At 70.7% G+C, this 24,338-nt stretch carries 21 protein-coding genes; 9 read left to right on the top strand and 12 right to left on the bottom strand.

Translation table 11 applies throughout. The features are described from left to right. Positions 1-68 precede the first annotated feature (68 nt). From MCHT01_RS13735 to MCHT01_RS13750, 4 genes are all read right to left on the bottom strand, one after another. Positions 69-485: a type II toxin-antitoxin system PemK/MazF family toxin gene (locus tag MCHT01_RS13735; RefSeq protein WP_067065916.1), complete on the bottom strand. Its 417-nt coding sequence runs from the start codon at positions 483-485 to the stop codon at positions 69-71. Between the two features lie 6 nt (positions 486-491). Further along, positions 492-761, bottom strand: a complete 270-nt coding sequence (locus tag MCHT01_RS13740) for a hypothetical protein (RefSeq protein ID WP_148661528.1) — start codon at positions 759-761, stop codon at positions 492-494. Between the two features lie 158 nt (positions 762-919). Continuing rightward, positions 920-2,461 (bottom strand): peptide MFS transporter, encoded by a 1,542-nt coding sequence (locus tag MCHT01_RS13745; RefSeq protein ID WP_067065977.1) that lies wholly within the window; start codon positions 2,459-2,461, stop codon positions 920-922. A 280-nt stretch (positions 2,462-2,741) separates the two neighbouring features. Continuing rightward, positions 2,742-5,243 (bottom strand): heavy metal translocating P-type ATPase, encoded by a 2,502-nt coding sequence (locus MCHT01_RS13750; RefSeq protein WP_084452610.1) that lies wholly within the window; start codon positions 5,241-5,243, stop codon positions 2,742-2,744. A 58-nt stretch (positions 5,244-5,301) separates the two neighbouring features. Between MCHT01_RS13750 and MCHT01_RS13755 the strand changes: the two genes are divergently transcribed. After that, the gene (locus MCHT01_RS13755) at positions 5,302-5,850 is read left to right on the top strand and encodes a Cd(II)/Pb(II)-responsive transcriptional regulator (protein WP_084452612.1); all 549 of its coding nucleotides are present in this window, start codon (positions 5,302-5,304) and stop codon (positions 5,848-5,850) included. Here MCHT01_RS13755 and MCHT01_RS13760 read toward each other — a convergent pair. After that, complete coding sequence (locus tag MCHT01_RS13760) at positions 5,828-6,739, bottom strand: LysR family transcriptional regulator (protein WP_067065918.1); 912 nt, start codon at positions 6,737-6,739, stop codon at positions 5,828-5,830. The two genes, MCHT01_RS13755 and MCHT01_RS13760, sit on opposite strands and share 23 nt — an antisense overlap. Before the next feature lie 97 nt (positions 6,740-6,836). Here MCHT01_RS13760 and MCHT01_RS13765 point away from each other — a divergent pair, with 97 nt between their 5' ends. The 5 genes from MCHT01_RS13765 to MCHT01_RS13785 all read left to right on the top strand — a co-directional run bounded on the left by MCHT01_RS13765 (position 6,837) and on the right by MCHT01_RS13785 (position 12,737). After that, a complete protein-coding gene (locus tag MCHT01_RS13765) occupies positions 6,837-7,559 on the top strand; it encodes an SDR family oxidoreductase (RefSeq protein WP_067065919.1) in 723 nt (240 codons plus the stop codon). A gap of 60 nt (positions 7,560-7,619) precedes the next feature. After that, entirely contained in the window at positions 7,620-8,717 is a 1,098-nt protein-coding gene (locus MCHT01_RS13770) for an alkene reductase (protein WP_067065920.1), read from the top strand. A 224-nt stretch (positions 8,718-8,941) separates the two neighbouring features. Further along, the gene (locus MCHT01_RS13775; RefSeq protein ID WP_067065921.1) at positions 8,942-10,081 is read left to right on the top strand and encodes an HD-GYP domain-containing protein; all 1,140 of its coding nucleotides are present in this window, start codon (positions 8,942-8,944) and stop codon (positions 10,079-10,081) included. A gap of 134 nt (positions 10,082-10,215) precedes the next feature. After that, positions 10,216-10,986: an aldose epimerase family protein gene (locus MCHT01_RS13780; RefSeq protein WP_067065922.1), complete on the top strand. Its 771-nt coding sequence runs from the start codon at positions 10,216-10,218 to the stop codon at positions 10,984-10,986. Positions 10,987-11,102: 116 nt separating this feature from the next. Further along, a complete protein-coding gene (locus MCHT01_RS13785) occupies positions 11,103-12,737 on the top strand; it encodes a SulP family inorganic anion transporter (RefSeq protein ID WP_067065923.1) in 1,635 nt (544 codons plus the stop codon). Positions 12,738-12,883: 146 nt separating this feature from the next. Here MCHT01_RS13785 and MCHT01_RS13790 read toward each other — a convergent pair whose 3' ends face one another. After that, positions 12,884-14,221 (bottom strand): MFS family transporter, encoded by a 1,338-nt coding sequence (locus MCHT01_RS13790; RefSeq protein ID WP_067065924.1) that lies wholly within the window; start codon positions 14,219-14,221, stop codon positions 12,884-12,886. An 80-nt stretch (positions 14,222-14,301) separates the two neighbouring features. Then, a complete protein-coding gene (locus MCHT01_RS13795; protein WP_067065925.1) occupies positions 14,302-14,961 on the bottom strand; it encodes a LysE family translocator in 660 nt (219 codons plus the stop codon). A 334-nt stretch (positions 14,962-15,295) separates the two neighbouring features. On the opposite strand from MCHT01_RS13795, the gene MCHT01_RS13800 reads away from it, so the two are divergent. Continuing rightward, positions 15,296-15,619, top strand: a complete 324-nt coding sequence (locus MCHT01_RS13800) for a DUF4148 domain-containing protein (RefSeq protein ID WP_067065926.1) — start codon at positions 15,296-15,298, stop codon at positions 15,617-15,619. A 499-nt stretch (positions 15,620-16,118) separates the two neighbouring features. Next, complete coding sequence (locus tag MCHT01_RS13805; RefSeq protein WP_337958211.1) at positions 16,119-17,015, top strand: LysR family transcriptional regulator; 897 nt, start codon at positions 16,119-16,121, stop codon at positions 17,013-17,015. A gap of 111 nt (positions 17,016-17,126) precedes the next feature. On the opposite strand, the gene MCHT01_RS13810 is transcribed toward MCHT01_RS13805, so the two are convergent. From MCHT01_RS13810 to asd, 4 genes are all read right to left on the bottom strand, one after another. Beyond that, positions 17,127-17,513 carry a YkvA family protein gene (locus MCHT01_RS13810; RefSeq protein WP_067065928.1) on the bottom strand — a complete coding sequence of 129 codons (387 nt, stop codon included), beginning with the start codon at positions 17,511-17,513 and terminating at the stop codon, positions 17,127-17,129. 33 nt (positions 17,514-17,546) lie between these two features. Continuing rightward, on the bottom strand, positions 17,547-19,250 hold the full coding sequence (locus MCHT01_RS13815; RefSeq protein WP_067065929.1) for an AMP-binding protein: 1,704 nt from the start codon (positions 19,248-19,250) through the stop codon (positions 17,547-17,549). A gap of 259 nt (positions 19,251-19,509) precedes the next feature. Beyond that, entirely contained in the window at positions 19,510-20,823 is a 1,314-nt protein-coding gene (locus MCHT01_RS13820) for a tryptophan--tRNA ligase (protein ID WP_067065930.1), read from the bottom strand. A 119-nt stretch (positions 20,824-20,942) separates the two neighbouring features. Continuing rightward, positions 20,943-21,788: an archaetidylserine decarboxylase gene (asd, locus tag MCHT01_RS13825; RefSeq protein WP_067065931.1), complete on the bottom strand. Its 846-nt coding sequence runs from the start codon at positions 21,786-21,788 to the stop codon at positions 20,943-20,945. Positions 21,789-21,909: 121 nt separating this feature from the next. On the opposite strand from asd, the gene trhO reads away from it, so the two are divergent. Beyond that, positions 21,910-22,788 (top strand): oxygen-dependent tRNA uridine(34) hydroxylase TrhO, encoded by an 879-nt coding sequence (gene trhO, locus MCHT01_RS13830; RefSeq protein ID WP_084452614.1) that lies wholly within the window; start codon positions 21,910-21,912, stop codon positions 22,786-22,788. Positions 22,789-22,849: 61 nt separating this feature from the next. Here trhO and MCHT01_RS13835 read toward each other — a convergent pair whose 3' ends face one another. Beyond that, positions 22,850-24,118, bottom strand: a complete 1,269-nt coding sequence (locus MCHT01_RS13835) for an RDD family protein (RefSeq protein ID WP_067065932.1) — start codon at positions 24,116-24,118, stop codon at positions 22,850-22,852. Positions 24,119-24,338: the final 220 nt, after the last annotated feature.

Genomic DNA, 24,338 nt, shown 5'->3' on the forward strand with positions numbered 1-24,338 from the left:
CGCGCACCCATTCGAGTGCGGGCGCGCATCCCGCCAGGTGAGGCGCCGTGGTCGCCCGCGGCTGTCGATCAAAGGAAGGCCGGCATCCGTTTCGCCTCCATCAACGCCGACTGCAAGCGACGCTTGATGGTGTCGTCCTTGAGATCGAGCCTTCCTCTCCGAGGACTCTCCGGTGATCGACCCGGTGCCGGCGCGAACCACTCGGCGTCGTACGGCAGGACGCGTCGATTGATGAGGTCGAACTTCGTCAGCTTCACCAAGCCGTTCTTGCTGCTCGGCTCCACGGCGAACTCACCGGGAAAGAGCATCGACGTGCGTCTCGACGTCGCGTAGGCAACGACGACGACATAGCCGGCCGGATCATCGGCGGCCTCTTCCACTTGAAGCACAAGCGCCGGCCGCTCCTTTGCACCCGGGACTCCAACCTCCTCCGGGAATCTGCACTGGACGATGTCGCCAGACTGGGGACGCTGCGTCCAGTACATGCGACCTCACAGCAGGGAATCCAGCACCTTGCCGCGGCGGCGCGGCTCGGCTTTCGCGATCACCTCGTGATGCTTCTTCGTGAGCGGCATGAACTTCTCCATTTCCTCTTCGTTGAAGACTTCGTCTCGGAGCCGGGCAAGGGCGAAGAGCACGGTCTGGGTCTCGTTGAAGCCGAGCTTCTTGGCCATCGCCTTCAAGACGTCCCGCGACACCGTGGTGAGCGTGTCTTCCTTGAAGTTCAATTTCAGGGCTTGTTGGCTTGAGGCGATCGGCATGAAGCGCTCCGGAAGTTATGGGGTACGGAATGCATAAACAATAACCAAAGTTTATGCATCGATCAAACCAGTCGCTGGCGCATGGGCAACAAAAAACCCGGGCACAGCCCGGGTTCTTCTTTAGCGCCCCGAAAGGGCGCCGTGGGGTCGGTGGACGCTCAATGCACGCCGTGCATCAACTTCTTCATCCACGGGCTCAGCAGCATGAGCAGCACGCCGGCGCCGGCCGGGACGATGGTGAAGATCAGGAAGAAGGTGGACATCGAGTAGGTCGACGAGATCGCATCGATGTACGAGCCCGTGAAGCCCGCCAGGCCGTTGGCGATCGCGGCGTTCACGAACCAGATCCCGAACATCAGGCCCAGCAGACGCGCCGGCGCCAGCTTCGAGATGTAGGACAGGCCCACCGGCGACAGGCACAGCTCGCCCATCGTGTGCAGCAGGTAGGCCAGCGTCAGGAAGAACATGCTGACCTGCGCCGTCTTCGCGCCCGCCGGAATGCCCGACGAGCCGTACGACAGCGCCGCGAAGCCCAGACCCAGCAGCACCAGGCCCACGCCGAACTTCACCGGACCGCTCGGGTTCCAGTGACGCTCCCACAGCTTGCTGAACATCGGCGCCAGGATGACCAGGAAGAAGGAATTCAGCACGCCGAACCAGGTGGCCGGAATCTCCGATTGCTCCATCGCGAACTCGCGACCCAGCATCCACAGCGACAGGCCCCAGATCACCGCCAGCGCCAGCGCCAACAGCAGGTTGGACGCCTTGTACAGGCCGTCCGTGCTGCGCGACAGCTTGATCAGCAGCCAGCTCAGGATCGCCACCGGGATCAGCGTCATCAGCGAGTTGGCGATCTTGAAGATCAGGCCGCTCGTGCCCACCAGCGTGCGGTCGGTGTAGTCCGCCGCGAAGATCGTCATCGATCCGCCGGCTTGCTCGAAGGCGAACCAGAAGAAGATCGTGAAGAACGAGAACACGACGATCGCGATCAGGCGGTCGCGCACGATGTGCCCGGGCGTGTCATCGAGCTTCTCGGTCGGGTCCACCAGCGGGGCGTTCTTGCTTGGCGCGCCGCCGATGGCGCCGAAGATGCCTTGCGCCAGCCAGAACTGCAGGGCGCCCAGGATCATGAACACCGCCGCCAGGCCGAAGCCGTAGTGCCAACCGATCTTCTCGCCGATGTAGCCGCACAGCGAGATGCCGAAGAAGGCGCCCGCGTTCACGCCCATGTAGAACAGCGTGTAGCCACCGTCGCGCTGACCTTCGTTGTCCTTGCCGTAGAGCTGGCCCACGATCGCCGAGATGTTGGGCTTGAACAGGCCGGTGCCCAGGATCACCAGGCCAAGGCCCAGGAAGAAGGTCGGCTTCGAGTCGAAGAACAGCGAGATGTGGCCCGCGGCGATGATGAAACCGCCCAGCACCACCGCGCGCCGCGTGCCCAGCCAGCGGTCGGCGATGAAGCCGCCCAGGATGGGCGTGAAGTACACGATCATCGTGTACAGGCCGTAGAGGCGCCCCGCCTCCTCGCGCGACCAGCCCCAGCCGCCCTTGCTCGCGGTCGAGACCAGGAACAGCACGAGCAGCGCCCGCATGCCGTAGTAGGAGAACCGTTCCCACATCTCGGTGAAGAACAGGACGAACAGGCTGTTGGGCTGGCCGAGGATGGTCTGCCGCGCTCCGGGGGTTTGAATGGTGTTCAAACGACGCTCCGCGATGGATCGATGGCCCGCGAACGGACCGGGTGAGGACGCGCGTTCCAGGATCAGAACGCGCTTGCCGCTGGTCCAGGCCCCGGATCGATCGGATCCCTCGGGGCCCGCCAGCGGCAGGCGCGCCATTGTCAGCGAAAGGTCCGCGCGATTCCGGCGCGCCCCATTAGGGTCAGCCCTAAGAGAACAAGCCGTCCGGACGGCGCCCGGACGGCCTGGAAGTGCCTGGGCATCGGCCTTCGCGCGGACTCGGCGAGACCTCGGCTCGGCCTCACGGGCGCTCTGCGCGCAGCAGCCGCAGGCCGTTGAGCACCACCAGCAGGCTGGCGCCCGCGTCGGCCAGCACCGCCAGCCACAGCGAGCCGATGCCCGCCAGCGTCAGCGCCGCCACCACCGCCTTCAGGCCCAGCGCGACGACGATGTTCTGCGTCAACACCGTCGCCACGCGTTCGGACAGGCCGATCAGCTCGGGCAGCTTGCGCAGGTCGTCCTGCATCAGCGCGATGTCGGCCGTCTCCAGCGCGGTCGCGCTGCCCGCGGCGCCCATGGCGATGGCGATGTCGGCCCGCGCCAGCGCCGGTGCGTCGTTCACGCCGTCACCGATCATCGCGACCGGGCCGCGCCCGTCGGCGAGCTTGGCGATCGCGTCCAGCTTGTCCTGCGGCAGCAGCGGCGCGTTCACCGCCTCCTCCGGCAGACCGAGGCGCGCGCCCATGGCGACGGCGCTCGCGCGCTGGTCGCCGCTGAGCATGGTGATCGCCAGGCCGCGCTCGCGCAGCGCGCGCAGCACCTCGGCGGCTTCGGGGCGCGGTGTGTCGGACAGCGCCAGCAGCGCCAGCGTCTGCGCGCCGCGCATCAGCCACACCAGCGTGTGACCTTGCGCCTGCAGCGCGCGGGCCGCCTCGCGCGCCGCGTCGTCGACGGCGCCGCGCTGCTCGGCCAGGCGCTCGTTGCCCAGCGCGAAGTCGACACCGTCGAGCTGCGCCGTCAGCCCCAGGCCCGGCAGGTTCTGCAAGTGATCGACCGGCTCCAGCACCGAGCCCACACGCTCCGCATGCGCCTTCACGATGGCCTGCGCCAGCGGGTGCGCGCTGCCCGCGTCCAGCCGCGCCGCCAGATGCAGCGCCTGATCGGCGCTCACCGACGGGTAGAGCGGCCGCACCGCGGCCAGCTGGGGCCGGCCTTCGGTCAGCGTGCCGGTCTTGTCGAAGGCCAGGGTCTTGAGCTGGCGGGCGCGCTCCAGGTACAGGCCGCCCTTGATCAGGATGCCGCGTCGCGCGGCGGAGGCCAGGCCGCTCACCACCGTCACCGGCGTCGAGATCACCAGCGCGCACGGGCAGGCGATGACGAGCAGCACCAGGCCCTTGTAGACCCAGTCGCTCCAGGTGCCCAGGCCCAGCAGCGGCGGCAGCACGGCCAGCGCGACGGCCACCAGCACGACGGCCGGCGTGTACACGCGGGCGAAGCGGTCGATGAAGGCTTGCGTCGGCGCGCGTTGCGACTGCGCCTGCTGCACGGCCGAGGCCATGCGGTCCAGCAGCGTGTGGCCCTTGGCGGCGGTGATCTCCATCTCCACCAGACCGTCGCCGTTGATGCTGCCCGCGAGCAGCGCGTCGCCGGGCGCCTTGTCCACGGGCATGGCCTCGCCGGTCAGCGCGGCCTCGTTGAAGCTGGAGCGGCCGGTGAGCACACGGCCGTCCAGCGGCACGCGCTCGCCGGGAGGCACGCGCACGCGGGCGCCGATGGCCACCTGCGCGGCGGGCACCGTGGTCCATCGGCCATCGGCGCCTTGCACCGACGCGGTCTCCGGCGCCAGCTGCGTCAACGCGCGGATCGCGTCGCGGGCGCGGGCCAGGCTCAGGCTCTCCATCATCTCGGACAGTCCGAACAGCCACACCACCATCGCCGCTTCGGGCCACTGGCCCAGCGCGATCGCGCCGATGACCGCGAGGCTCATCAGCAGGTGGATGTTGAGGGTCACGCGCTTGAGCGCGATCCAGCCCTTGCGCAGCGTGGGCAGCCCGCCCAGCGCCATCGCGGCGACGGCCAGCGCGATCACCAGCGGGCCAGATTCGTCGAAGCCGGAGAAGGCCAGCGTCTCGGCCGCGATCGCGGCGACGCCCGCCAGCGCCATGCGCCAGCGCAGGCCGGTCGAGATCGCCGGCGGCGGCTCGGGCGGCGGGGCCTCGGCCTCGATCGGCTCGGCCGTCATGCCCACGGCCTTGATCGCGGCGCGCAGCGGGCCGTCGTCGGTCAGGCGGTGGTGGACGTCCAGCAGGCGGTTGATCAGATCGAACTCCAGCGCGACCACGCCCGTCTGGCCTTGCAGCTGGCGGCGCAGCAGGCCCTCCTCGGTCGGGCAGTCCATGCCGGCGATGAAGTAGCGCTGGCGCGTGGCGCCCGCCAGGGCCTTGGCATCGACCTTGGGCGCCGGGGCGGCCGGGGCGACCGAGTGGCCACTGCCACAGCAGGCGGCGGCTTCGGCGGGCGCGGCGGCCGTCGCGCACGACGCGCCATGGGCATGCCCGTGGTCGTGGTCGTGGTCGTGGTCGTGACTGTGGGCGCCGTGCTGATGCCCATCCGTCGCGCCATGGCCGGGATGGTCGTGGTCGTGCGCCCCGGTCTGGTCATGGGCATGACCATGATGAGACGCGGCGGTGGTCGAGGCGCCCGGTGCGGGCGTCGGAGTGCCGCAGCAGCCCCCGCAGGCCGAGCTGGCATCGGCCTTCGGCGCGGGCGTCGCGGGGCGGTGATCGTGTTCCTGATGTGCCATGGGGGTGGATTGGAATGTCTGTAGCCGCTCCAAGGTCAAGCGGCTATCCTGCCACCCCATGCGTATTGGTGAATTGAGCAAGGCGACCGGCGTCGACATCGAGACCATCCGCTTCTACGAGAAGAGCGGTCTCCTGCCGCCGCCCGCCCGCAGTGACAACGGCTATCGCGACTACGCCCACGCGCATCTGGAGCGGCTGGCCTTCATCCGCCATTGCCGGGCGCTGGACATGTCGCTGGCCGACGTGGCCTTGCTGCTGGACAGCCTGGCCAGCCGCGATCCGGCCACGCTGGTCCAGGTGGACAAGCTGGTCGACGCGCAGCTCGGCAAGGTCCGGGCGCGGCTGCAGAGCATGCGCGCGCTCGAGGCCCAGCTGGTCGCGCTGCAGGCCCGCTGCGACGCGGACCACGATCACCATGCCTGCGGGATCCTCGAGGAGCTGGTCTCCGCCGCCCACGGCGAGGCTTGCGCCTGCCACCCCGACGGCGACCACGGCCATTCGCACGGCGCCACCGCCAGCCACGACGCCGACTGCGCGCCCGCGACGCCGGCCCGGCCGGCCAAGGCCGGCAAGCCGGGAAAACTCAGCGCGGCATCGCGCGGGTGAATTCCTCGAGCCGCCGCCGCAGTTCCTCCCGGAGCTGCCGCAGCGCCGGCGAGAGCTGCGCCCGTCCCGGCACGACCAGGTTCAGCGGCGACAGGTCCCCGCGCCAATGCGGGTTCACGTGCACCAGCTGACCGCTGGCCAGTTCCTGCGCCACGTCCGGCCATGACTTGAAGGCGATCCCCAGGCCCGCCAGCGCCCAGCGCTTGACCACCTCGCCGTCGTCCGCGACCCGCCGCCCCGTCAGCGGCAACGCCACCGGCGCGCCGGCGATCTCCACCGTCCAGCGCGAGGCCACCTCGCCGTCCATCAGGTAGCGCAGCGCCTCGTGCTGCGCCATGTCCCCGGGCGAGGTCGGCATCCCGCGCAGCGCCAGGTAGTGCGGCGCCGCCACCAGCACCCGGCGGCAGTCCGCCAGCAGCGGCAGCGCCACCTGCGAGCCGCCCGCCGGCTGGCCGTAGCGGATGGCCGCGTCGACGGGCCGGCGCAGCAGGTCGGTCAGCGGATCGCCGATCTGCAGCCGCAGCGCCAGCGCCGGATGGCGTTCCTGGAACTGCTCCAGCCAAGGCAGCAGCACATGCCGCCCCAGGTCCGAGGGCACCGTCAGGTGGAGCTCGCCGCTGAGCGCCTCCCGGCCGGCGAGCGCCTCGTCCCGGCCCTCGGTCAGCGCGCGCAGCGCCGCCCGCGCGTGCGGCAGGTAGCGCTGGCCCTCGCCCGAGAGCCGCAGGCTGCGGGTGCTGCGCACGAACAGCGCGAAGCCGAGCTGCTCCTCCATCCGCTTCACCGCCGCGCTGGCCGCCGCCGGCGACCAGTCCAGCGCCTTGGCGGCCGCCGTCAGGTTGCCCAGATCGGCCACGCGCACCAGCAGTTCGAGATCGGCAATCCGGGTCATCGTTCGATTTTCTTTGAAAAAGCATCCAGGACCAGCCCCCTCAAACCCCATTCGACGCGGATCAGACTTCGTTCCATCAAATCAACTGGAACAGATCATGAACGCCACCGATCTCACCCCCGTCGCCGCCGCCACGCCCGCCACGGTCGGCGCCTTCACCCCGGACACGGTCAGCGTCGTCGTCGGCGGCAGCTCCGGCATCGGCCGCGCGGTGGCCGACGCGCTGCGCGCCCGCCCGGGCCGGGTCATCGCCGCCGGCCGCCGCGACGGCCTGGACGTCAGTGACGAGGCCTCCGTCGCCGCCTTCTTCGACGGCCTCGGCCCGGTCGACCACGTCGTGGTCACCGCCGGCTCGCAGGCGCCCGGCGGCCCGGTCACCGGTCTGGACCTGGACGCCGCCAAGGCCGCCTTCGACATCAAGTTCTGGGGCGCGATCGCCGTCGCCCGCGCCGCCGCCCGCCACCTGCGCCCGGGCGGCACGCTGACGCTGACCTCGGGCTTCGTGGCCCGCCGCACCGTCCCCGGCGCCTTCGTGAAGACCGCCATGAACGCCGCGCTGGAAGCCAGCGCCAAGCTGTTGGCCCGCGAGCTGGCCCCGCTGCGGGTGAACGTCGTCAGCCCCGGCCTGACCGACACGGAGGCCTATGCCGCGATGGCGCCCCAGGCGCGCGAAGCCATGCTGGCCAAGGCCGCCGCGACGCTGCCCGCCGGCCGCGTCGGCCAGCCGGGCGACCTCGCCGCCGGCTACCTGTTCGTGATCGACAACCCCTTCGTCACCGGCGCGGTGATCGACATCGAGGGCGGCGCCCTCGTCAACTGACCCGCCCGGTCCGACGCCGGCCGCGCGACGCGGCCTTCCTTTCGACGCCAGAGGATTTCCATGACCCCCGACCTGTTCGCCCCCCTCGCCCTCGGTCCGCTGACCTTGCCCCACCGCATCGCGATGGCGCCGATGACCCGCGCCCGCAGCACCCAGCCCGGCAACCTGCCCAACGAGATGATGGCCGCCTACTACGCCCAGCGCGCCGGCGCGGCGCTGATCGTCAGCGAGGCCACGCAGATCTCCCCGCAGGGGCAGGGCTACAGCTTCACGCCCGGCATCCACACCGAGGAACAGGTCCAGGGCTGGCGGCTCGTGACCCGCGCGGTGCACCGCGCCGGCGGTCGCATCGTGCTGCAGCTGTGGCACGTGGGCCGCATGTCGCATCCGGTCTTCCACGGTGGCGGCGCGCCGGTGGCGCCGTCCGCGCTGGCGCCCGACGCGCAGGTCTGGGTCGTGGGCGAGGACGGCGTGGGCCGCATGGTCGACTGTCCCGTGCCACGCGCGCTGACGGTCGACGAGATCCAGGGCATCGTCGGCGACTTCCGCCGCGCCGCGGCCCACGCGATGCGCGCCGGCTTCGACGGCGTGGAGATCCACGGCGCCAACGGCTACCTGGTCGACCAGTTCCTGCGCACCACCTCCAACCACCGCGACGACGCCTATGGCGGCTCCCGCGCGAACCGCATCCGCTTCCTGCTGGAGGTCGCGGACGCGGTGGCCGCGGAGATCGGCCCGGAGCGCGTCGGCGTGCGCCTGGCCCCGTTCATCACCGCGCGCAACATGGACTGCCCGGACGTGATTCCCACCATCCTGTCGGCCGCGGGCGAGCTCTCCCGGCGCGGCATCGCCTTCCTCCACCTGGCCGAGGCCGACTGGGACGACGCCCCGCAGGTCCCGGACGACTTCCGCGCCGCGCTGCGCGAGGCCTTCGCCGGCCGCATCATGGTCGCCGGCGGCTACGACGCCGCCCGCGCCCAGGCGCTGCTGGACCGCGGCCTGATCGACCTGGTCGCCTTCGGCCGTCCCTTCATCGCCAACCCGGACCTGCCGGACCGGCTCAAGGACGGCCTGCCGCTGTCGGCCTTCGATCCGTCCGCGCTCTTCGGTGGCACCGAAAGGGGGTACAGCGACTACCCCGCCGCCGCCCGCGCCTGACGCTCCCGTCGCGCCGCGACCGCGATGGCCACGCCCCTGTCGTCCCCGGCAGGGGCGTTTTTTGTGACGCAATCGACGCTTCGCCATCCGCCCATCGGCGCGGACGGTGTGGGGCCGCGCCCCGCTCTTCAGACCCGACCCTGCCGTGCCGATGTAGAGTCCGGCCGCCCGCGTTACAACTTCAGACAAAAGCGCGCGGCTCCTCCGCCTCATCTGCGTCCGTCATGCGCGTCTGCTCACTGTCATCGGTCAAGAACCGCATCGTCCTCGGCCAGCCGCTGAACTTCAGCGTGCGGGACTCCGATCGGACGCTGCTGCTCGCGCGCGGGCAGGTGATCGCCGACGAGGCGCAGCTCGACGCCCTGCTGCGCCGCGGCGCGCTGGTCGAGGTGCACGAGCTGACCGAGGCCATGCGTCCCGGCGGCCCCCGCGCCGGCCATGTCGCGATGCGCCGCGAGCGCCTCACCGCCGAGTGGGACCGCGGCCTGCAGGACGTGCGCAACGCGCTGTCCGCGACGCCGGACCGGCTGGCCGACGCGCTCAGCGGCACCACCGAGCTGATGCTGTCGCTGATCGACTGCTCGCCGGAGATGGCGCTGGCGCAGGTCGTGCGCCAGCCCGAGACGGCCAGCGGCCATTACGGCGTCAACCATTCCCTGCACGCGGCCACCGCCTGCCATGCGGCCGCCCGCTACCTGGGCTGGGGCCCGGACGACCAGCGCCGCGCCTTCCAGGCCGCGTTGACGATGAACCTGGGCATGCTGGACCTGCAGGCCCGCTTGTCGAGCCAGGTCTCGCCGCTGACCTCCATGCAGCGCGAGGCCATCCAGGCCCATCCCATCCGCAGTGTCGAGATGCTGGAAGCGGCCGGCATCGACGATCGCGACTGGCTCGACGCCGTGCTGCAGCACCACGAGGTGCCCGATGGCTCCGGCTATCCGCACGGCCTCAACGACGTGGGCGAGCTCGCCGAGATGCTGCGCTACGCCGACATCTACACCGCGCGCCTGAGCAGCCGCGCCAACCGCCCGGCGATGAGCGCCGCGCAGGCCGGCCGGGAGCTGCATCAGATGGCCGCGCAGAGTCCGCTGGCGGCGGCGCTGATCAAGGCCTTCGGCATCTTCCCGCCGGGCAGCGTCGTGCGCCTGGCCAGCGGCGAGGTGGGCCTGGTGGTGCGCAACGGCGACAAGGCGCACCGGCCCATGGTCTCGGCATTGACCAATGCCAACGGCGAGCCGCGCCACACGCCGGTGCTGCGCGACAGCAGCCGCGACGACCATGCGGTGGTGGCCCTGCTGCCCGCCCATGCCTCCCCGATCCGGCTGTCCGACGAGCGCATCGCCGCGCTGATCGCCGGCACCTGATTCGGCGCCTGGTCAGCCTTTGCAGGCGGCAGGCACCCATGCATCAAACTGGGCAGGATCGGCCCCTCTTTGAGTCGGCCGATCGCCCGGACAAAGCGCGAATACTGCGGCCCTTTCCATCACGAGGGGTGCATGTGGCGCGCGATCTGGAACTCCGGTCGGAGAGCTGGCGGGCGATGGTCTCGCCGGAGCGCGGCGGACGGCTGCGATGGTGGGGCGAGGCCGGCGCCGGAGGCCGCGAGCCCTGGATCCGGCCGATGCTGCTGGAGCGTGGCCGGATGGTCGGCGGCTGCATGGCGCGCATGGCGGTCCCCTCCCTCGCCGATCCCGAGGACCTCGCCCGCGCGCCCGATCCCGCGATGCTCGACGAACCCTGGCAACTGGCCCAGCGCACGATGGACACGGTCACGCTGATGCAGCATCACCGCGGCCCCTCGCCCGGCACCTGGGGCTACCAGGCCAGCCAGACCCTGCGACTGCAGCAGAACCGGCTCGAGTGGACGCTCTCGATGCGCAACCTGGGCCGGCATCCGATGCCGGTGCGCCTGGGCTGGCGCTTGCAGTTCGCCGAGGACTTCGCGCGGGAACTGGTCCTCGACGAGGACTGCCGGCTGGTGCAGCCGGCGCGCGGTCATGTCGAGTCCCTCGAGACCTGGCGTGGGCTCGCGACGCTGGCCGGGCCGGGGGGCCGCCACGTGCTGCTCCGCGGCGATCCCCCGGTGACCACGTTGGACTTCGAGCGGCATCCGACGCGCGCCTCGCTCCACCTTGACCTCATGACGCCCGGCGGCGAGGCATTGGCGCCGCTGCCGCGCGGCGAGGAGCTGACGCTGCGTCTGACCCTGGACCTGATGGTGGCGAAGCGGCCTCCGCCGACCGGACGTCCGGCGCCGACGCTGCTCTGAGCGCGACAGGACGCAGGGCCGCCGAGGGCCACGGCGCCCCTGGCCGGTCCGGTCTCGCGGGAGGGGGGCCCCTATACTGCCGCGCGCCGCGCTCCTGACGCGGCCCGACCTCTCCGATGCCTTTCACCGCCGCCCTCCGGCCCTATCTGCGCGACACGTTGCGCGACGACCTGCTCGCCGCCGTGGTGGTCAGCGTGCTGCTGATCCCGCAGAGCCTGGCCTACGCGATGCTCGCCGGCCTGCCGCCGCAGACCGGGCTCTATGCCAGCCTGTTGCCGCCGCTGCTGTACGCGGCGCTGGGCTCCAGCCCCTTCCTGAACATCGGCCCGGTCGCCGTGCTGGCGCTGATGATCCTGGAGACGCTGCAGCTGGCGCCCGCCGGCGTCAGCCCGAGCGAGGCCTCGCTGGTGCTGGCCGCCGAGGTGGGCGTGCTGCTCGGCGCCGCGGCGCTGCTGCGCCTGCATGCGCTGGCGGCGCTCCTGTCGGTCCCCGTGCTGCACGGCTTCGAGTCGGGCGCGACCATCGCCATCGCGGCCTCCCAGTTCCCCGTGCTGATCGGCTCCGCCGCCGGTGGCGCGACGCTGCCCGAGCTGTGGCGCTCGATGGCGGCGCATCACTTCGACTGGCGCGGCGTGGGCGCGCTCTTCGGCGTAGCGTCGCTGCTGGCGCTCATCGCGGTGCGGCGCCTGCCCAAAAGCCTGTGGTCACGCATGGCGCCGCTGGGCGTGCTGCTGGCCGCCATCGCGGTGGCCTGGAGCTGGGATCCGCAAGGCCTGCCCCGCGTGGGCGAGTTGCCGCCGCTGGCGCTCGCCTTCACCCTGCCGCGCCTGGACGCCGAGCTGTGGATGGCGATGCTGCCCGGCGCGGCGCTGATCGCGCTGCTGGGCTATGTCTCCAGCCTCGCGGTGGCGGAATCGCTGGCGCGGCGCGTGGGCCAGCGCGTGGACGCGCGGCGCGAGCTGATGGGCCTGGCTGGCGCCAACATCGCCGCGGCCCTGTCGGGCGGCATGCCCGCGGCGGCGAGCTTCTCGCGCAGCGTGCTGATGAGCGACGCCGGCAGCCGCACGCGCATGACCGGGGTGTTCGTCGCCGGCCTGATGGGCCTGGCGCTGCTGACGCTGCCGTCCGTGCTGGCCTGGTGCCCGAAGCCGGTGCTGGCGGCCAGCATCATGGTGGCGGTGCTGTCGGGGCTGAAGTTCGAGCCCTACCGCGAGTCCTGGCGCTACGACCGCGCCGAGGCGCTGCTGATGGTGACGGTGACGCTGCTGGTGATCTTCGTCAGCATCACCTCGGCGCTGGGGCTGGGCGTGGCGGGCGCGATCGCGCTGCTGCTGCAGCGCAGCGCGCGACCGCATGTGGCGCTGATCGGGCGCATCCCGGGGACCGAGCATTACCGGAACGTCGAACGCCACCAGGTGGAGCTGGACCCGCAGGTGCTGGGTCTGCGCATCGACGAGAGCCTGCTGTTCCTGAACGGCCGCAGCCTGGCGGACGTGGTGCAGGCGCATCTGGACACGCACCCGTCGACGCGACGCGTGCTGCTGCAGATGTCGCCGGTCAACAGCATCGACTTCAGCGGGTTGAGCGCGCTCAAGGAGCTGCATGAGACGCTGGAGCGACAGGGGCGGCGACTGGACCTGAGCGAGGTCAAGGGGCCGGTGCTGGACCGGCTCAAGGCCGGCGGCTGGGAAGAGTGGTTCCGCGGGCGGGTGTTCCTGTCGCATCACATCGGGATGCGGGAGGAGGGCTGAAGACCCTCACCCCCGCCCTCTCCCGCAAGCGGGCGAGGGAGTCATCTCGGCGCTGTATTACTCCCTCGCCCGCGGGGCGGGAGAGGGCGGGGGTGAGGGTGGGAGCGTTGCAGTACGCCAGCGCCCGAAGGCCCGCTCCCCGGCGTTCAATGCACGTCGTTCAGATGCCCGTGCTTGCGCAGATCCGGGATCAGGAAGCAGACCAGGAACGCGAAGAAGCACATCACCGAGACGTAGACGTAGAACACGCTCTCGATGCCCGCGCCCTTGAGACTGAGCGCGACGAACTCCGCCGAGCCGCCGAAGATCGCGTTGCCGATCGCATAGGACAGCCCCACGCCCAGCGCGCGGATCTCGGGCGGGAACATCTCGGCCTTGATCAGCCCGCCGATGGACGTGTACAGCGACACGATCGCCATCGCCAGGATGATCAGGCCGAAGGCCGCATACGGGCTGTGCGTCTGCTTGAGCGCCGACAGGATGGGCCAGGTGCACAGCGCGCCCAGCACGCCGAACCACAGCATCGAGGTCTTGCGTCCGATCCGATCCGACAAGGCGCCGAACAGCGGCTGCATGCACATGTAGACGAACAGCGCCGCCGTCATCACCGTGCTCGCGACCTTCTTGTCCATGCCCACGCTCAGCACCAGATACTTCTGCATGTAGGTCGTGTAGGTGTAGAAGGCCAGCGACCCGCCCGCCGTGAAGCCCAGCACGATCAGGAAGGCACGCGAGTGCTTGGAGAAGAGCTCGCGCATGGAGCCCGATTCCTTGCGCTCCAGCTGCTCGGCCTTGGCGGTCTCGGCCAGCGAGCGGCGCAGGTAGAAGGCGATCACCGCCGTCGCCGCACCGGCCACGAACGGAATGCGCCAGCCCCAGTCGTGCATCTGCTGGTCGCTCAGCGTCTGCTCCAGGATGGCCACCACCAGCACCGCCAGCAGCTGGCCGCCGATCAGCGTCACGTACTGGAAGGATGCGTAGAAGCCGCGCTGGCCGCGCAGCGCGACCTCGCTCATGTAGGTGGCGCTGGTGCCGTACTCGCCACCGACCGACAGGCCCTGGAACAGGCGCGCCAGCAGCAGCAGGGTCGGGGCCATCACGCCGATGGACTCGTAGGTCGGCATGCAGGCGATGGCCAGCGAGCCGCCGCACATCATGAGCACCGAGATCATCATCGCGGTCTTGCGGCCCTGCTTGTCGGCGATGCGGCCGAACAGCCAGCCGCCGATGGGGCGCATCAGGAAGCCCGCGGCGAAGACACCGGCGGTGTTGATCAGCTGCACCGTCGGATCGCCCTTGGGGAAGAAGGCGTGCGCGAAGTAGATCGCGGTGAAGGCGTAGACGTAGAAGTCGAACCACTCGACCAGGTTGCCGGAGGAGGCACCGACGATGGCGAAGATGCGATCGCGCTTTTCATGCGCGCTGTAATGGCCGGGCGTTCCCGAAGGAGTTCCGGCCGCCAGGGAGGAGGTCTTGGCGTTCATGGCCGCCAGCCTACTCCTGCCTCGTAAAAGCCGCAGGCGCCGTTCGGACAAACCGAGCGACACGCGCACCGGACGAGGGGCTATGCCATCTCGGCCATCGCCAATCGCACGCCGAAGGCCAGGAACAGGGCGCCGATGCCCCGGTTGAGCCAGCGGCCCAGGGTGCGCATGCCCGCGCGGCCGCGCACCCGCGCGCCGGCCGCGGCGCTGGACCAGGCCAGCAGATGGCACCACAGCATGCCGTTCACGTTGAACACGGCGCCCAGGAAGACGAAGGCCAGCGCCTTGCTGGGCGCGCCCGCCGCGATGAACTGCGGCACGAAGGCCAGGAAGAACAGCCCGACCTTGGGGTTCAGCACATTGGTCAGGAAGCCCTGCGCGAAGATGCGCCGCAGCGGCTGGGCCGGGGGCGCGGGCGGGGCGGTGTCGGCACCGTCCGAGGGCTCGGGCCGGCTGCGCTTGAACAGCAGCCCGACGCCCAGATAGACCAGGTAGGCCGCGCCCAGCAGCTTCACCACGGTGAAGGCCGCCGCGGAGGCCGCCAGCAGCGCCGACAGCCCCAGCGCCGCCGCCATCACATGCACGCAGGTCCCCGCGCCGATGCCCAGCGCCGCGGCCGATCCCGCGCGGAAACCCTGCGTGGCGCTGCGCGCCATGATCAGGAGCGAATCCGGCCCCGGCGTCATGTTGAGCAGCAGTCCGGATGCGATGAACAGGCCGAGGTCGTGTGTGCCGAGCATGCGAGGGTCCCCCGAAAGGCCGCCATCATGCCGCACCGCGATGGGACATCGCGGCCGCCACGCGCCCACCCGGGCTCCCGAGCGCCCGGATTTCCGGCCCGCGCGGCGATTGTTCCGATCTTTTCAACGGTCCGTTGCATCCAGATGGGTTTAAGGGTGAACCCTTATCCCTTATCGTTCATCCCATCGACACACCGAATCCGCTACCGGCCTCGCCAGGCAAACCCGACCGATAACCCGGACGGGCCCGCGACGAAACCCAGCGATCCGACGCGCCGAATCCACCCCGCGCCCATCGCCGAAAGCCCTGAGGCCGAACCTGAAAGGAATCATCATGACCCGCAACATCATCGCTTCCGCCCTGTTCGCTTCCGCCGCCCTGCTGGCCGGCAATGTCGCGATGGCCAACGACAACCCGCATGAACAGCCGGTGGTGTCGCCCAGCCAAGTCAGCCGCGCCGAAGTGCTGGCCGACCTGCAGATCTACCGCGAATCCGGCCTGGCCGCTGTCGAGCTGTCGGAAACCTACGGCTACGACAACGCCCGTCGCGACGCCGCCAAGGCCAAGTACGCCCAGCTGCGCAACTCCCCGTACTACGCGACCCTGGTCAAGCAGTACCAGGACAACACGCCGGCCACGGCCGTCGCCGGCCGCTGAGCGCCGAACCGCTTCGATCTCCCTCTCCTGCTGATCTCTCCTCCTGAAGACTGCTGAAGAACTCGAACAACAGACGACGATTTGAAGGTCAAGGGCTTCGGCCCTGGTCGGCGGCGGCACTCCGCACTCCTCCTCCTGGCTGCCGCCGACCGCCTCTCCACCTCTCGGACGAATCCCCCTCGCCGAGGGGTTTTTCTTTGCGCGCGCAGATACTCGCCGCACGGATCGGAAAACCGTCCGTGAATCGTCACGGGATTCGCACAAAACCCTCACGGTAGCGGGGATGAACGGATATCTCCAGATCACGAGATATTCACGCGCGCCGTGAAGATATTCGCCGGCATTCGCCCGGAATCGCCCCGCGGCGGTGCGGATCGCCGCGCAGCGCCCGGGTGAACCGGGAATCTCCGAGAATCGCCCCGCGCGGCCCGCCCCAGCAGTTCCTCCCCCCGAGGCCGCGCGTCTCGACCGAGGGCATCGGATGGACCGGATCGTGCAAATGCGGGCGTTCGCCCGGGTGGTGGAAACAGGCAGCTTCACGAAGGCGGCCGATTCGATGGACCTGCCCAAGGCCAGCCTGACGCGGCTGGTCCAGGCCCTGGAAGCGCGGCTGCGGGTGCAGCTGCTGACGCGCACCACCCGCAAGGTGACCGTGACGCAGGACGGCGCCGTCTACTACGAGCGCACGATGGCGCTGCTCAACGAGCTCGAGGCCATCGATCAGGGCATGCTCCACGACAACAGCAAGCCGCGCGGCCGGCTTCGCGTGGACGTCACCACGCTGACCGGCTCCCGGGTGCTGATCCCGGCGATGGCCGATTTCCACGAGCGTTACCCGGACGTGGAGATCGCGCTGGGCGTGAGCGACCGCTCCATCGATCTGCTGGTGGACAACGTGGACTTCGTGCTGCGCGTCGGGCCGGTGCAGGACGCGGGACTGGTGGCGCGCAAGGTCGGGCAGATCCGCTTCGTGACCTGCGCATCCCCGGCCTACCTCGCGGCGCATGGCACGCCACAGGATCCCGCGGACCTCGATCGCGCGCCGCATCACGCGGTGGGCTACTTCTCGTCGCGCACGGGGCGGGTCTTCCCCTTCGTCTTCCATCGCGGCGACGAGCGCGTCGAGATCCAGGGCCGCCGGCGCCTGGACGTCAACGACAGCAACGCCTACGTCGCGGCGGGGCTCGCGGGACTGGGCGTCGTGCAGCTGGCGCAGTACGCCGTGCGGGAGCAGGTGGAGCGGGGCGAGCTGGTGCCGCTGTTCCCCGACTGGCACCACAACGCCGTGCCGGTCTACCTGGTCTATTCCCCCAACCGCTATGTCTCGGCCCGGATGCGCGTCTTCATCGACTGGATCGTCGAGACGCTGGCGAAGAAGGGGCTGGGACCCACCTGACGCGACCACGATGCGGGCGGCCCCCTCGGGCCGACGACGGCTGACATCGAGGCGCCCGGTGAAACGCGCCCGGTGAGGCGAGCCGGGTGAAGGCGCGCGATCAGGGGCGCCTCAGCGCCGCATCAGCCAGACGATGAGCAGCACCAGCAGCAGCACCCACAGCACGACGATGAAGGCGCCGACCTTGAGGTTGCGCGGCAAGCGGCCGCGCTGCTCGGCGGCGCGCAGCCGGGCCCGGGCGAGCACCGGCGGCGGCATCAGCTTGAGCACCAGCCAGAAGCCCAGCGGCACCAGGATGATGTCGTCGAGCAGGCCCAGCACCGGGATGAAGTCCGGGATCAGGTCGATGGGGCTGAGCGCGTAGGCCGCGACCGCGATCGCGACGAAGCGCGCCAGCCAGGGCGCCTCGGGGTCGCGCGCCGCGTAGTACACCGTGAGCAGCTCGCCCTTGAGCAGGGCGGCCCAGCGCTTGAGGGAGCCTCGGGATCCGCGTTTCATCCGCGCATCATGCGCCCGCGCCGATGACGGGCCTCAGTCGGCCCAGATGATTTTCCGGCGCTGGGCGACCCAGTTTTCCAGACGCGGCCCGTAGACCTCGTCGACGCGGTTGCGGCGCACCTTGAAGGTCGGCGTGATCAGGCCGTTGTCCACGGTCCAGGGCGTCGCCGTCAGCACCAGGCAGTCCAGCCGCTCGTGCGGGTCGAGCTTGGCGTTGACCGCCTCCAGGTGGGCGGCCAGCTCCTTTTCCAGCGTGGCGTGGTCGCGCGCGGCGGCCTCGGGCGAGAGCATCGCGATGCCCACCGGCTGCGCCAGGTTGGCGCCGGTGACCACGCAGGCCTCGATCGCGGGGTTCATCGACAGGCGGTCCTCGATCGGCGCCGGCGCGACGTACTTGCCCTTGCTGGTCTTGAACAGATCCTTCACCCGGCCGGTGATGCGCGCGCAGCCGGCGAGGGCGCCCTTGTCGGCGATCTCGGCCTTGTCGCCGGTGTGCAGCCAGCCGTCGGCGGTCAGGGTCTCGGCGGTCAGCTCGGGCTGCTTGTAGTAGCCCAGCATCAGCGCCGGGCTCTTCATCTGCAGCTCGCCGGTGATCGGGTCCAGGCGCACCTGCACGCCGTCGTAGGCGGGGCCGACGCTGCCCGTCTGGTCCTTGCCCGGCACGGTGATGTGGGACAGCGCGAGGTTCTCGGTCATGCCGTAGCCCTCGTTGATCGGCAGGCCCAGCGTGCGGAACCACCTCAGCAGCGCGACCGGCATCGGCGCGGCGCCCCCGGCGGCGAAGTGGCACTGGTCCAGGCCCAGCGCCTTGAGGATCTTGCGGCGGACCAGGCCGCCGATGATCGGCAGGCCCAGCAGGAAGTCCAGCTTGCGCTGCGGCAGCTTGGCCTGCACGCCCTGCTGGAACTTGGTCCACAGGCGCGGGACCGAAAAGAACACCGTCGGCCGCGCGCGCTGCAGGTCGGCGGCGAAGGTGTCGATGCTCTCGGCGAAGTAGACCTGCATGCCGGTGCGCAGCCAGCCGTGCTCGACCAGCGCCCGCTCGACCACGTGGGCCAGCGGCAGGTAGGACAGCATGCGGTCGTCCTCGGTCAGCGGGATGCGGTTCAGGCCCGAGGTGATGGCCCACGCGAAGCTGCCGAAGCTGTGCATCACGCCCTTGGGCGCGCCGGTGGTGCCGGAGGTGTAGATGATGGTCGCGAGCTCGTCGGCGCCGCGCACCGGGCGGCCGGCCAGCGGCTTGGTCTCGGCGCAGACGGCGTCCCAGTGGTCGTACTGGTCCTGCGCGTCCTCCGGCGAGACCGGGTAGGAGATGCAGGGCAGGCCCTCGGGCACGCCCGGCTTCATGCCTTCCCAGCCGTCGAGCTTGCCGACGAAGAGCAGCCGCGCCTCGCTGTGGGTGAGGATCTGGTGGATGGTGTCCGGCGCGAGCGTCGGATACAGCGGCACGCTGACGTAGCCGGCCATCCAGATGGCCAGGTCGCTGAACAGCCACCAGGCGCAGTTCTTGGACAGGATCGCGACGCGGGCACCGGGCTCCCAGCCCTGCTCCAGTCCGACCGTCTTCAGGTGCGCGGCCATGCGGCGCGCCTGCTCGGCGACCTCGGCCCAGGTGAAGTCGCGGACCTCGCCGTCGCCCATCGGCTGGCGCAGCGTCACGCGCCTGGGCGTGTCCTCCTCCCATCGGTACAGGCGCTGCAGCGCCAGGGAATCGGCCGACAGGCGGGGACTGGACATCGAGGTCTCCTTGTTCTTGGTGAAGCGGGCGACGCTCCGGCGGCACGCGCGCGGGAGCGAAGGAAGCCCTGGAGACTACGCCCGGTCGCCCACGGGGACGAGCGGGTTTCTTCGATGACCGTGATCGACTTGGCAAGCCGCGAGGGGGTTGCCGATCGATACCAACACCCGGGCGCCCCACGACGCACGCCCATGCGCGCCTCGCGCGGGCGGCTCCGCCGCCGCTCCGCCGGTGACGGAGGCCGCGGCGGACGCGGGATCAGCCCTTCTGGGCGGCGGCCTCGCGCTCGGCGGCGACCAGCGCCTCGAGCGCGGGCAGCAGCGCGTCGTCGGCGACCTCGCGGGTGACCGGGGCCTCGGCCAGCGCGGCCGCGCCCTCGCGCTTCAGGCGCGCGACCCAGTGGCCCGCTTCCTTGCCCTGCTCCAGGCCCGTGCTCTGCAGCAGCAGGGCGCCGTCGGCGGCCAGCAGCTTGAAGTAGAAGCGGCCATCGGACTCGCGGTACTGCTTGAACGCGGGCACGGTCGACTTGACCTTGGCCGTGGTCGCCACGGGCGCGGCCAGCGGCTGGAAGCGGCGCAGGCCGACGGCCTCGCGGGCGCGGGCCAGCAGCGGACCGGCGATGGCGCGCGCCTTGGCCGCGCCCTCCATCAGGATCTCCTCGATCTTCTCGGGATTGGCCATCAGCGCGTCGTACCTGGCGCGCATCGGGCCGATCTCCGCGTCGATCAGCGCGTAGAGCTGGTCCTTGGCCTCGCCCCAGGACAGGCCGCCGCGCAGCGCCTCGCGGAAGGCCTGGCGCTGGGCCGGCGTCGCGAACGCGTCGTAGATCTGGACCAGGTGCGAGCCCTCCGTCTCCTTGGGCTCGCCGGGCAGGCGCGAGTCGGTGACGATCTTGGAGATCGCCTCGCGCAGCGCCTTGGCGCCGCCCTCGAAGAGCGGGATCACGTTGTCGTAGCTCTTGGACATCTTGCGACCGTCCAGGCCCGGCAACAGCTCCATCTCCTCGTCGATGCTGGCCTCGGGCAGCACGAAGAGCTCTTCCTTGAAGGTGTGGTTGAAGCGCTGGGCCACGTCCCGCGCCATCTCGATGTGCTGCGCCTGGTCCTTGCCGACCGGCACGCGGTGCGCGTTGAACATCAGGATGTCCGCCGCCATCAGGATGGGGTAGCTGTACAGGCCCATGGTGATGCCGGCGTCCGGGTCCTCGCCGGCCGCGACGTTGGCGTCGACCGAGGCCTTGTAGGCATGCGCGCGGTTCATCTGGCCCTTGGAGGTGACGCAGGTCAGCAGCCAGGTCAGCTCGGGGATCTCGGGGATGTCGCTCTGGCGGTAGAACGTGACGCGACGGGTGTCCAGGCCGGCGGCGAGCCAGGTGGCGGCGATCTGAAGGCGCGAGGCCTCGATGCGGGCCGGCTCGTCGCACTTGATCAGCGCGTGATAGTCGGCCATGAAGAAGAAGCTCTCGGCGCCCGGCTCGCGGCTGGCCGCGATGGCGCGGCGCACCGCGCCGACATAGTTGCCGAGGTGCAGGGTGCCGGTGGTGGTGATGCCGGTCAGGACACGCAGGGTCATGGGGAGAGCTCGTCAGCGTTTCGCAAAGGGGCGATTCTCCCGCAAAGGCGGGAACCCGTCGGAGGGAAGGGCGCGTGACGACGAACGGACGGCGGCGCGGGCCACCGAGGCCGCGGCGGTCAGCCGCGGGTGGCCATCGCCTCGCCGAGGCGGATCGCGCCGCCGGGCTGCCAGCCCGGGTTGAAGCTCAGCGGGCCCTGCGGGAACAGCATCACCACGGTCGAGCCCAGCAGGAAGCGGCCCATCTCGGCGCCCTGCTCGTAGCTGAAGTGCTCGTTCTCGTAGTGCCAGGCGCGCACGCGGCCCGGACGCGGCGGATTCACCACGCCGTGCCACACCGTCGCCATCGAGCCGACGATGGTCGCCCCCACCAGGACCAGGATCCAGGGGCCGTGCTCGCCCTCGAAGACGCAGACCACGCGTTCGTTCCGGGCGAACAGCCCCGGCACGCCGCGGGCCGTCGTCGGATTGACCGAGAACAGGTCGCCCGGCACATGGATCATGCGCACCAGCTTGCCGGCGCAGGGCATGTGGATGCGGTGGTAGTCGCGCGGGCTCAGATACAGCGTCGCGAAGTGGCCGTCGCGGAACTGCGCGGCCAGTTGCTGATCGCCGCCCACCAGCGCGGTGGTCGAGTACTGGTGGCCCTTGGCCTGGAAGATCTGATCCGCGCGGATGGGGCCGAACTGGCTGATGGCGCCGTCGACCGGGCAGATCAGCGGGGCGTCCGCGATCGGCCGCGCCTCCGGCCTGAGCGCGCGGGTGAAGAAATCGTTGAAGGTGGTGTAGGCGGCGGGATCGGACTCCACGGCCTCGGCCATGTTCACGCCATAGCGGTCGATGAAGCGCTTGATCGTCCAGGTGGTGAAACCGCCCAGTTCCGCGCCCGCGAGCTGGCCGGCCAGGCGGGTCATCGCCAGCTTGGGCATCAGGTATTGGGGCAGGACGGCGAGGCGATCAGACACGATGGAGAGTGACGGGGGCGTGACAGGGTGGCGGATTCTAGGCGGGCAAGTTCGATACCCACACCCGGGTTGCTCCGGGAGGGGCGAGCGACGCGCTTCGGCCTCGATACCATGTCGGCCGATGACGCTCCCTGGCCGTACACCCCACGCTCCCGCCGATGCCGGCGCCGACCCCGCCGCCGGCGCGCCGGCGCATGAGCACAGCTCCTTCTACAAGTTCGTCGCGCTGCGGGACACGCCCGCGCTGGCGCAGCGGCTGCGCGACCTGTACGAGGCACAAGGACGGCGGGTCGGCGGCAACATCCTGCTGGCGCCCGAGGGCGTGACCGGCGCGATCGGCGGCCCGGTCGAGGCGCTGGGCGCCTTCGAGGCGGCGCTGCGCGCGGAGCCGCCCTTCTCGGACCTGCGTTTCAAGCGCAGCTTCTGCGACACGCGGCCCTTCACGCTGCTCAAGGTGCATGAGAAGCCGGAGCTCGTGGCCTTCGGCCTGCCCGGCGTGACGGGGCTGGCGGACACGCGCGACACCCATGTCTCTCCGCGGGAATGGCGTGAGCTGATCAAGCGCGAGGACGTGGTCGTGGTGGACAACCGCAACCACTTCGAGTTCAAGCTGGGCCACTTCGAGGGCGCGGTCGATCCGCTGGTGCGGCACTTCCGCGACTTCCCGGCCTACATCGAGGCCCACGCCGAGCAGTGGCAGCGCGAGGGCAAGACCGTCGCGATGTACTGCACCGGCGGCATCCGCTGCGAAAAGATGTCGGGCTGGATGATCGAGCGCGGCCTGCGGGTGCGGCAGCTCGACGGTGGCATCCTCAACTACTTCGAGCAGATGCCCGATGCCGACGCGGATTGGCGCGGGGAGTGCTTCGTCTTCGACAAGCGCATCGCGATCGACACGCATCGCCACGAGACCGCGACCACCGCCGAGCAGGTCTATGGCGACGACCCCGCCGAGGCCTGGCGCCTGGCGCGCGCGAAACGACTCGATCCGAAAGGCTGAACGGGCGGGACCCGGCACGTCGCGCGTATCGCCACGCGGCATGCCGGGCACGCGCGGGGCTTCAGCCGGTGAGGTCCTCGCGCAGCTTCAGGCGGCGCGGATTGCCCAGGTCGATGACCGCCGTGTGGGCGGCCTTGTCGTGCAGGCCCTGGCGATTGCCGTCCCACAGGATCTGCAGGAAGCCCATGCCGCCGGTGGCCATGCCGGCCGCGTAACCGCCGTAACGGCGCACGCACCGCATCGGCTTCATCGGCTTGCCGGTCAGCTCCACGATCTTCAGGCCCATCAGCTTCTTGCCCGGCGTCTGCCCGGGCCAGATCAGCGGCCACAGCACGAACCAGGAGAAGGCCCAGGCCAGGTTCAGGCCGACCAGCTCCCACCAGTGCTTCATCCGCTCCAGCGGCGTGCGGCGGGCCTCCTCGCGCAGGTCTCGGACCTGGCGCTCGAGCTGCTTGTTGCGCAGCTTCTGGGTCTTGAGCCGGCCCTCCGCGTCCTCGGCGCGGGCCTGGGCCTCGGTGATCGCGGCGCTGGCCGCGGCGTCGGGCGTGGCCAGCGCCGCCGCGGAGGCCGACGCCATCTCGCCACGCGCGGTCCGGATCGCATGCTTGACGATGTCGGCGACTTCCTCGTCGTCGAGGTCGTCCTTGCCCGCCTTGTCGGCCTCTTCCGCGTGCCGCTCCAGCGCCGCCTGGATGGCGGCGGCCGTGGTCGGGTCGGCGCCGCTGGCCGCGCCGGCCACCGCCAGGGCGGTCTCGGCCGCGGCGCGCTCCTTGCGGCCGGGCTTGTCCTTCGCTTCCTTGGTCAGGTCGCCGACGCTGGTGAAGAGGCCGAAGCCCACCAGGCACAGCGCCGGCAACCAGCCCAGCCGACCGCCGCCCAGGTGCACCACCTCGCCGCGCGAGACGCGTTGCAGCTTGTACCAGCGCCACGCCACCCACCAGCAGCCGCCCAGCAGCACCGTGTTGCCGAAGTGCGAGAGCGCCAGCAGCAGCACCAGATCGACCATCATGGCCTTGGCCCGCTGGAACGGCGAGGCGAGCGGCAGCCCCAGCAGCCCGGGCGCGACGTTCAGGTCCTCGGGCGTGATCCAGTCGCGCGGATCCCCGTGCAGGTCGCCCTCGGCCGGCTTGCGGCCCAGCTTGCCGATCAGCCGCGTGCCGGCGGCCGCGGCCGCGGCGGTGGCGTTCGCGACCGTCGTCGCCGCCGACGCGGGGGCGATGGCGGAACCCGCGGCGGGCGCGGCGGCGGCCGGCAACGGGCTCATCGGGTCGGCGCCGGGGCTGGCCGGCAGCGGGGTCGGGGACGTCGACGGATCGGCGGGAGCGGTCATGGGGGCGCATTGTGGCCAGGGCCACGGCGAAATGCGCCCATGACTTCCCTAGCGTGACCCCGGGGCCGGAGCTTTCCTTCCGCGGCCGGAGCACACTCTCGCTGGTCCGTCGCGCGTCGCGGTCGCAAGATGCCTCGCATGACCCGCACGAACACCGCCCTCGCGCCCTCGGCCGATAATCCGGCCGCTATCCTCGACTTCCCACCCGTTCGCCCCCGGC

The organism is Mitsuaria chitosanitabida ATCC BAA-476 = NBRC 102408 (assembly GCF_001598255.1).
Lineage (GTDB): Bacteria > Pseudomonadota > Gammaproteobacteria > Burkholderiales > Burkholderiaceae_C > Roseateles > Roseateles chitosanitabidus.

Excerpts from the sequence above, each read along its gene's own strand:
- MCHT01_RS13735 (WP_067065916.1), bottom strand. The coding sequence starts at position 485 with ATGTACTGGACGCAGCGTCCCCAGTCTGGCGACATCGTCCAGTGCAGA.
- MCHT01_RS13740 (WP_148661528.1), bottom strand. The coding sequence starts at position 761 with ATGCCGATCGCCTCAAGCCAACAAGCCCTGAAATTGAACTTCAAGGAA.
- MCHT01_RS13750 (WP_084452610.1), bottom strand. The coding sequence starts at position 5,243 with ATGGCACATCAGGAACACGATCACCGCCCCGCGACGCCCGCGCCGAAG.
- MCHT01_RS13755 (WP_084452612.1), top strand. The coding sequence starts at position 5,302 with ATGCGTATTGGTGAATTGAGCAAGGCGACCGGCGTCGACATCGAGACC.
- MCHT01_RS13760 (WP_067065918.1), bottom strand. The coding sequence starts at position 6,739 with ATGACCCGGATTGCCGATCTCGAACTGCTGGTGCGCGTGGCCGATCTG.
- MCHT01_RS13765 (WP_067065919.1), top strand. The coding sequence starts at position 6,837 with ATGAACGCCACCGATCTCACCCCCGTCGCCGCCGCCACGCCCGCCACG.
- MCHT01_RS13770 (WP_067065920.1), top strand. The coding sequence starts at position 7,620 with ATGACCCCCGACCTGTTCGCCCCCCTCGCCCTCGGTCCGCTGACCTTG.
- MCHT01_RS13775 (WP_067065921.1), top strand. The coding sequence starts at position 8,942 with ATGCGCGTCTGCTCACTGTCATCGGTCAAGAACCGCATCGTCCTCGGC.
- MCHT01_RS13785 (WP_067065923.1), top strand. The coding sequence starts at position 11,103 with ATGCCTTTCACCGCCGCCCTCCGGCCCTATCTGCGCGACACGTTGCGC.
- MCHT01_RS13790 (WP_067065924.1), bottom strand. The coding sequence starts at position 14,221 with ATGAACGCCAAGACCTCCTCCCTGGCGGCCGGAACTCCTTCGGGAACG.
- MCHT01_RS13795 (WP_067065925.1), bottom strand. The coding sequence starts at position 14,961 with ATGCTCGGCACACACGACCTCGGCCTGTTCATCGCATCCGGACTGCTG.
- MCHT01_RS13800 (WP_067065926.1), top strand. The coding sequence starts at position 15,296 with ATGACCCGCAACATCATCGCTTCCGCCCTGTTCGCTTCCGCCGCCCTG.
- MCHT01_RS13805 (WP_337958211.1), top strand. The coding sequence starts at position 16,119 with ATGCGGGCGTTCGCCCGGGTGGTGGAAACAGGCAGCTTCACGAAGGCG.
- MCHT01_RS13810 (WP_067065928.1), bottom strand. The coding sequence starts at position 17,513 with ATGAAACGCGGATCCCGAGGCTCCCTCAAGCGCTGGGCCGCCCTGCTC.
- MCHT01_RS13815 (WP_067065929.1), bottom strand. The coding sequence starts at position 19,250 with ATGTCCAGTCCCCGCCTGTCGGCCGATTCCCTGGCGCTGCAGCGCCTG.
- MCHT01_RS13820 (WP_067065930.1), bottom strand. The coding sequence starts at position 20,823 with ATGACCCTGCGTGTCCTGACCGGCATCACCACCACCGGCACCCTGCAC.
- trhO (WP_084452614.1), top strand. The coding sequence starts at position 21,910 with ATGACGCTCCCTGGCCGTACACCCCACGCTCCCGCCGATGCCGGCGCC.
- MCHT01_RS13835 (WP_067065932.1), bottom strand. The coding sequence starts at position 24,118 with ATGACCGCTCCCGCCGATCCGTCGACGTCCCCGACCCCGCTGCCGGCC.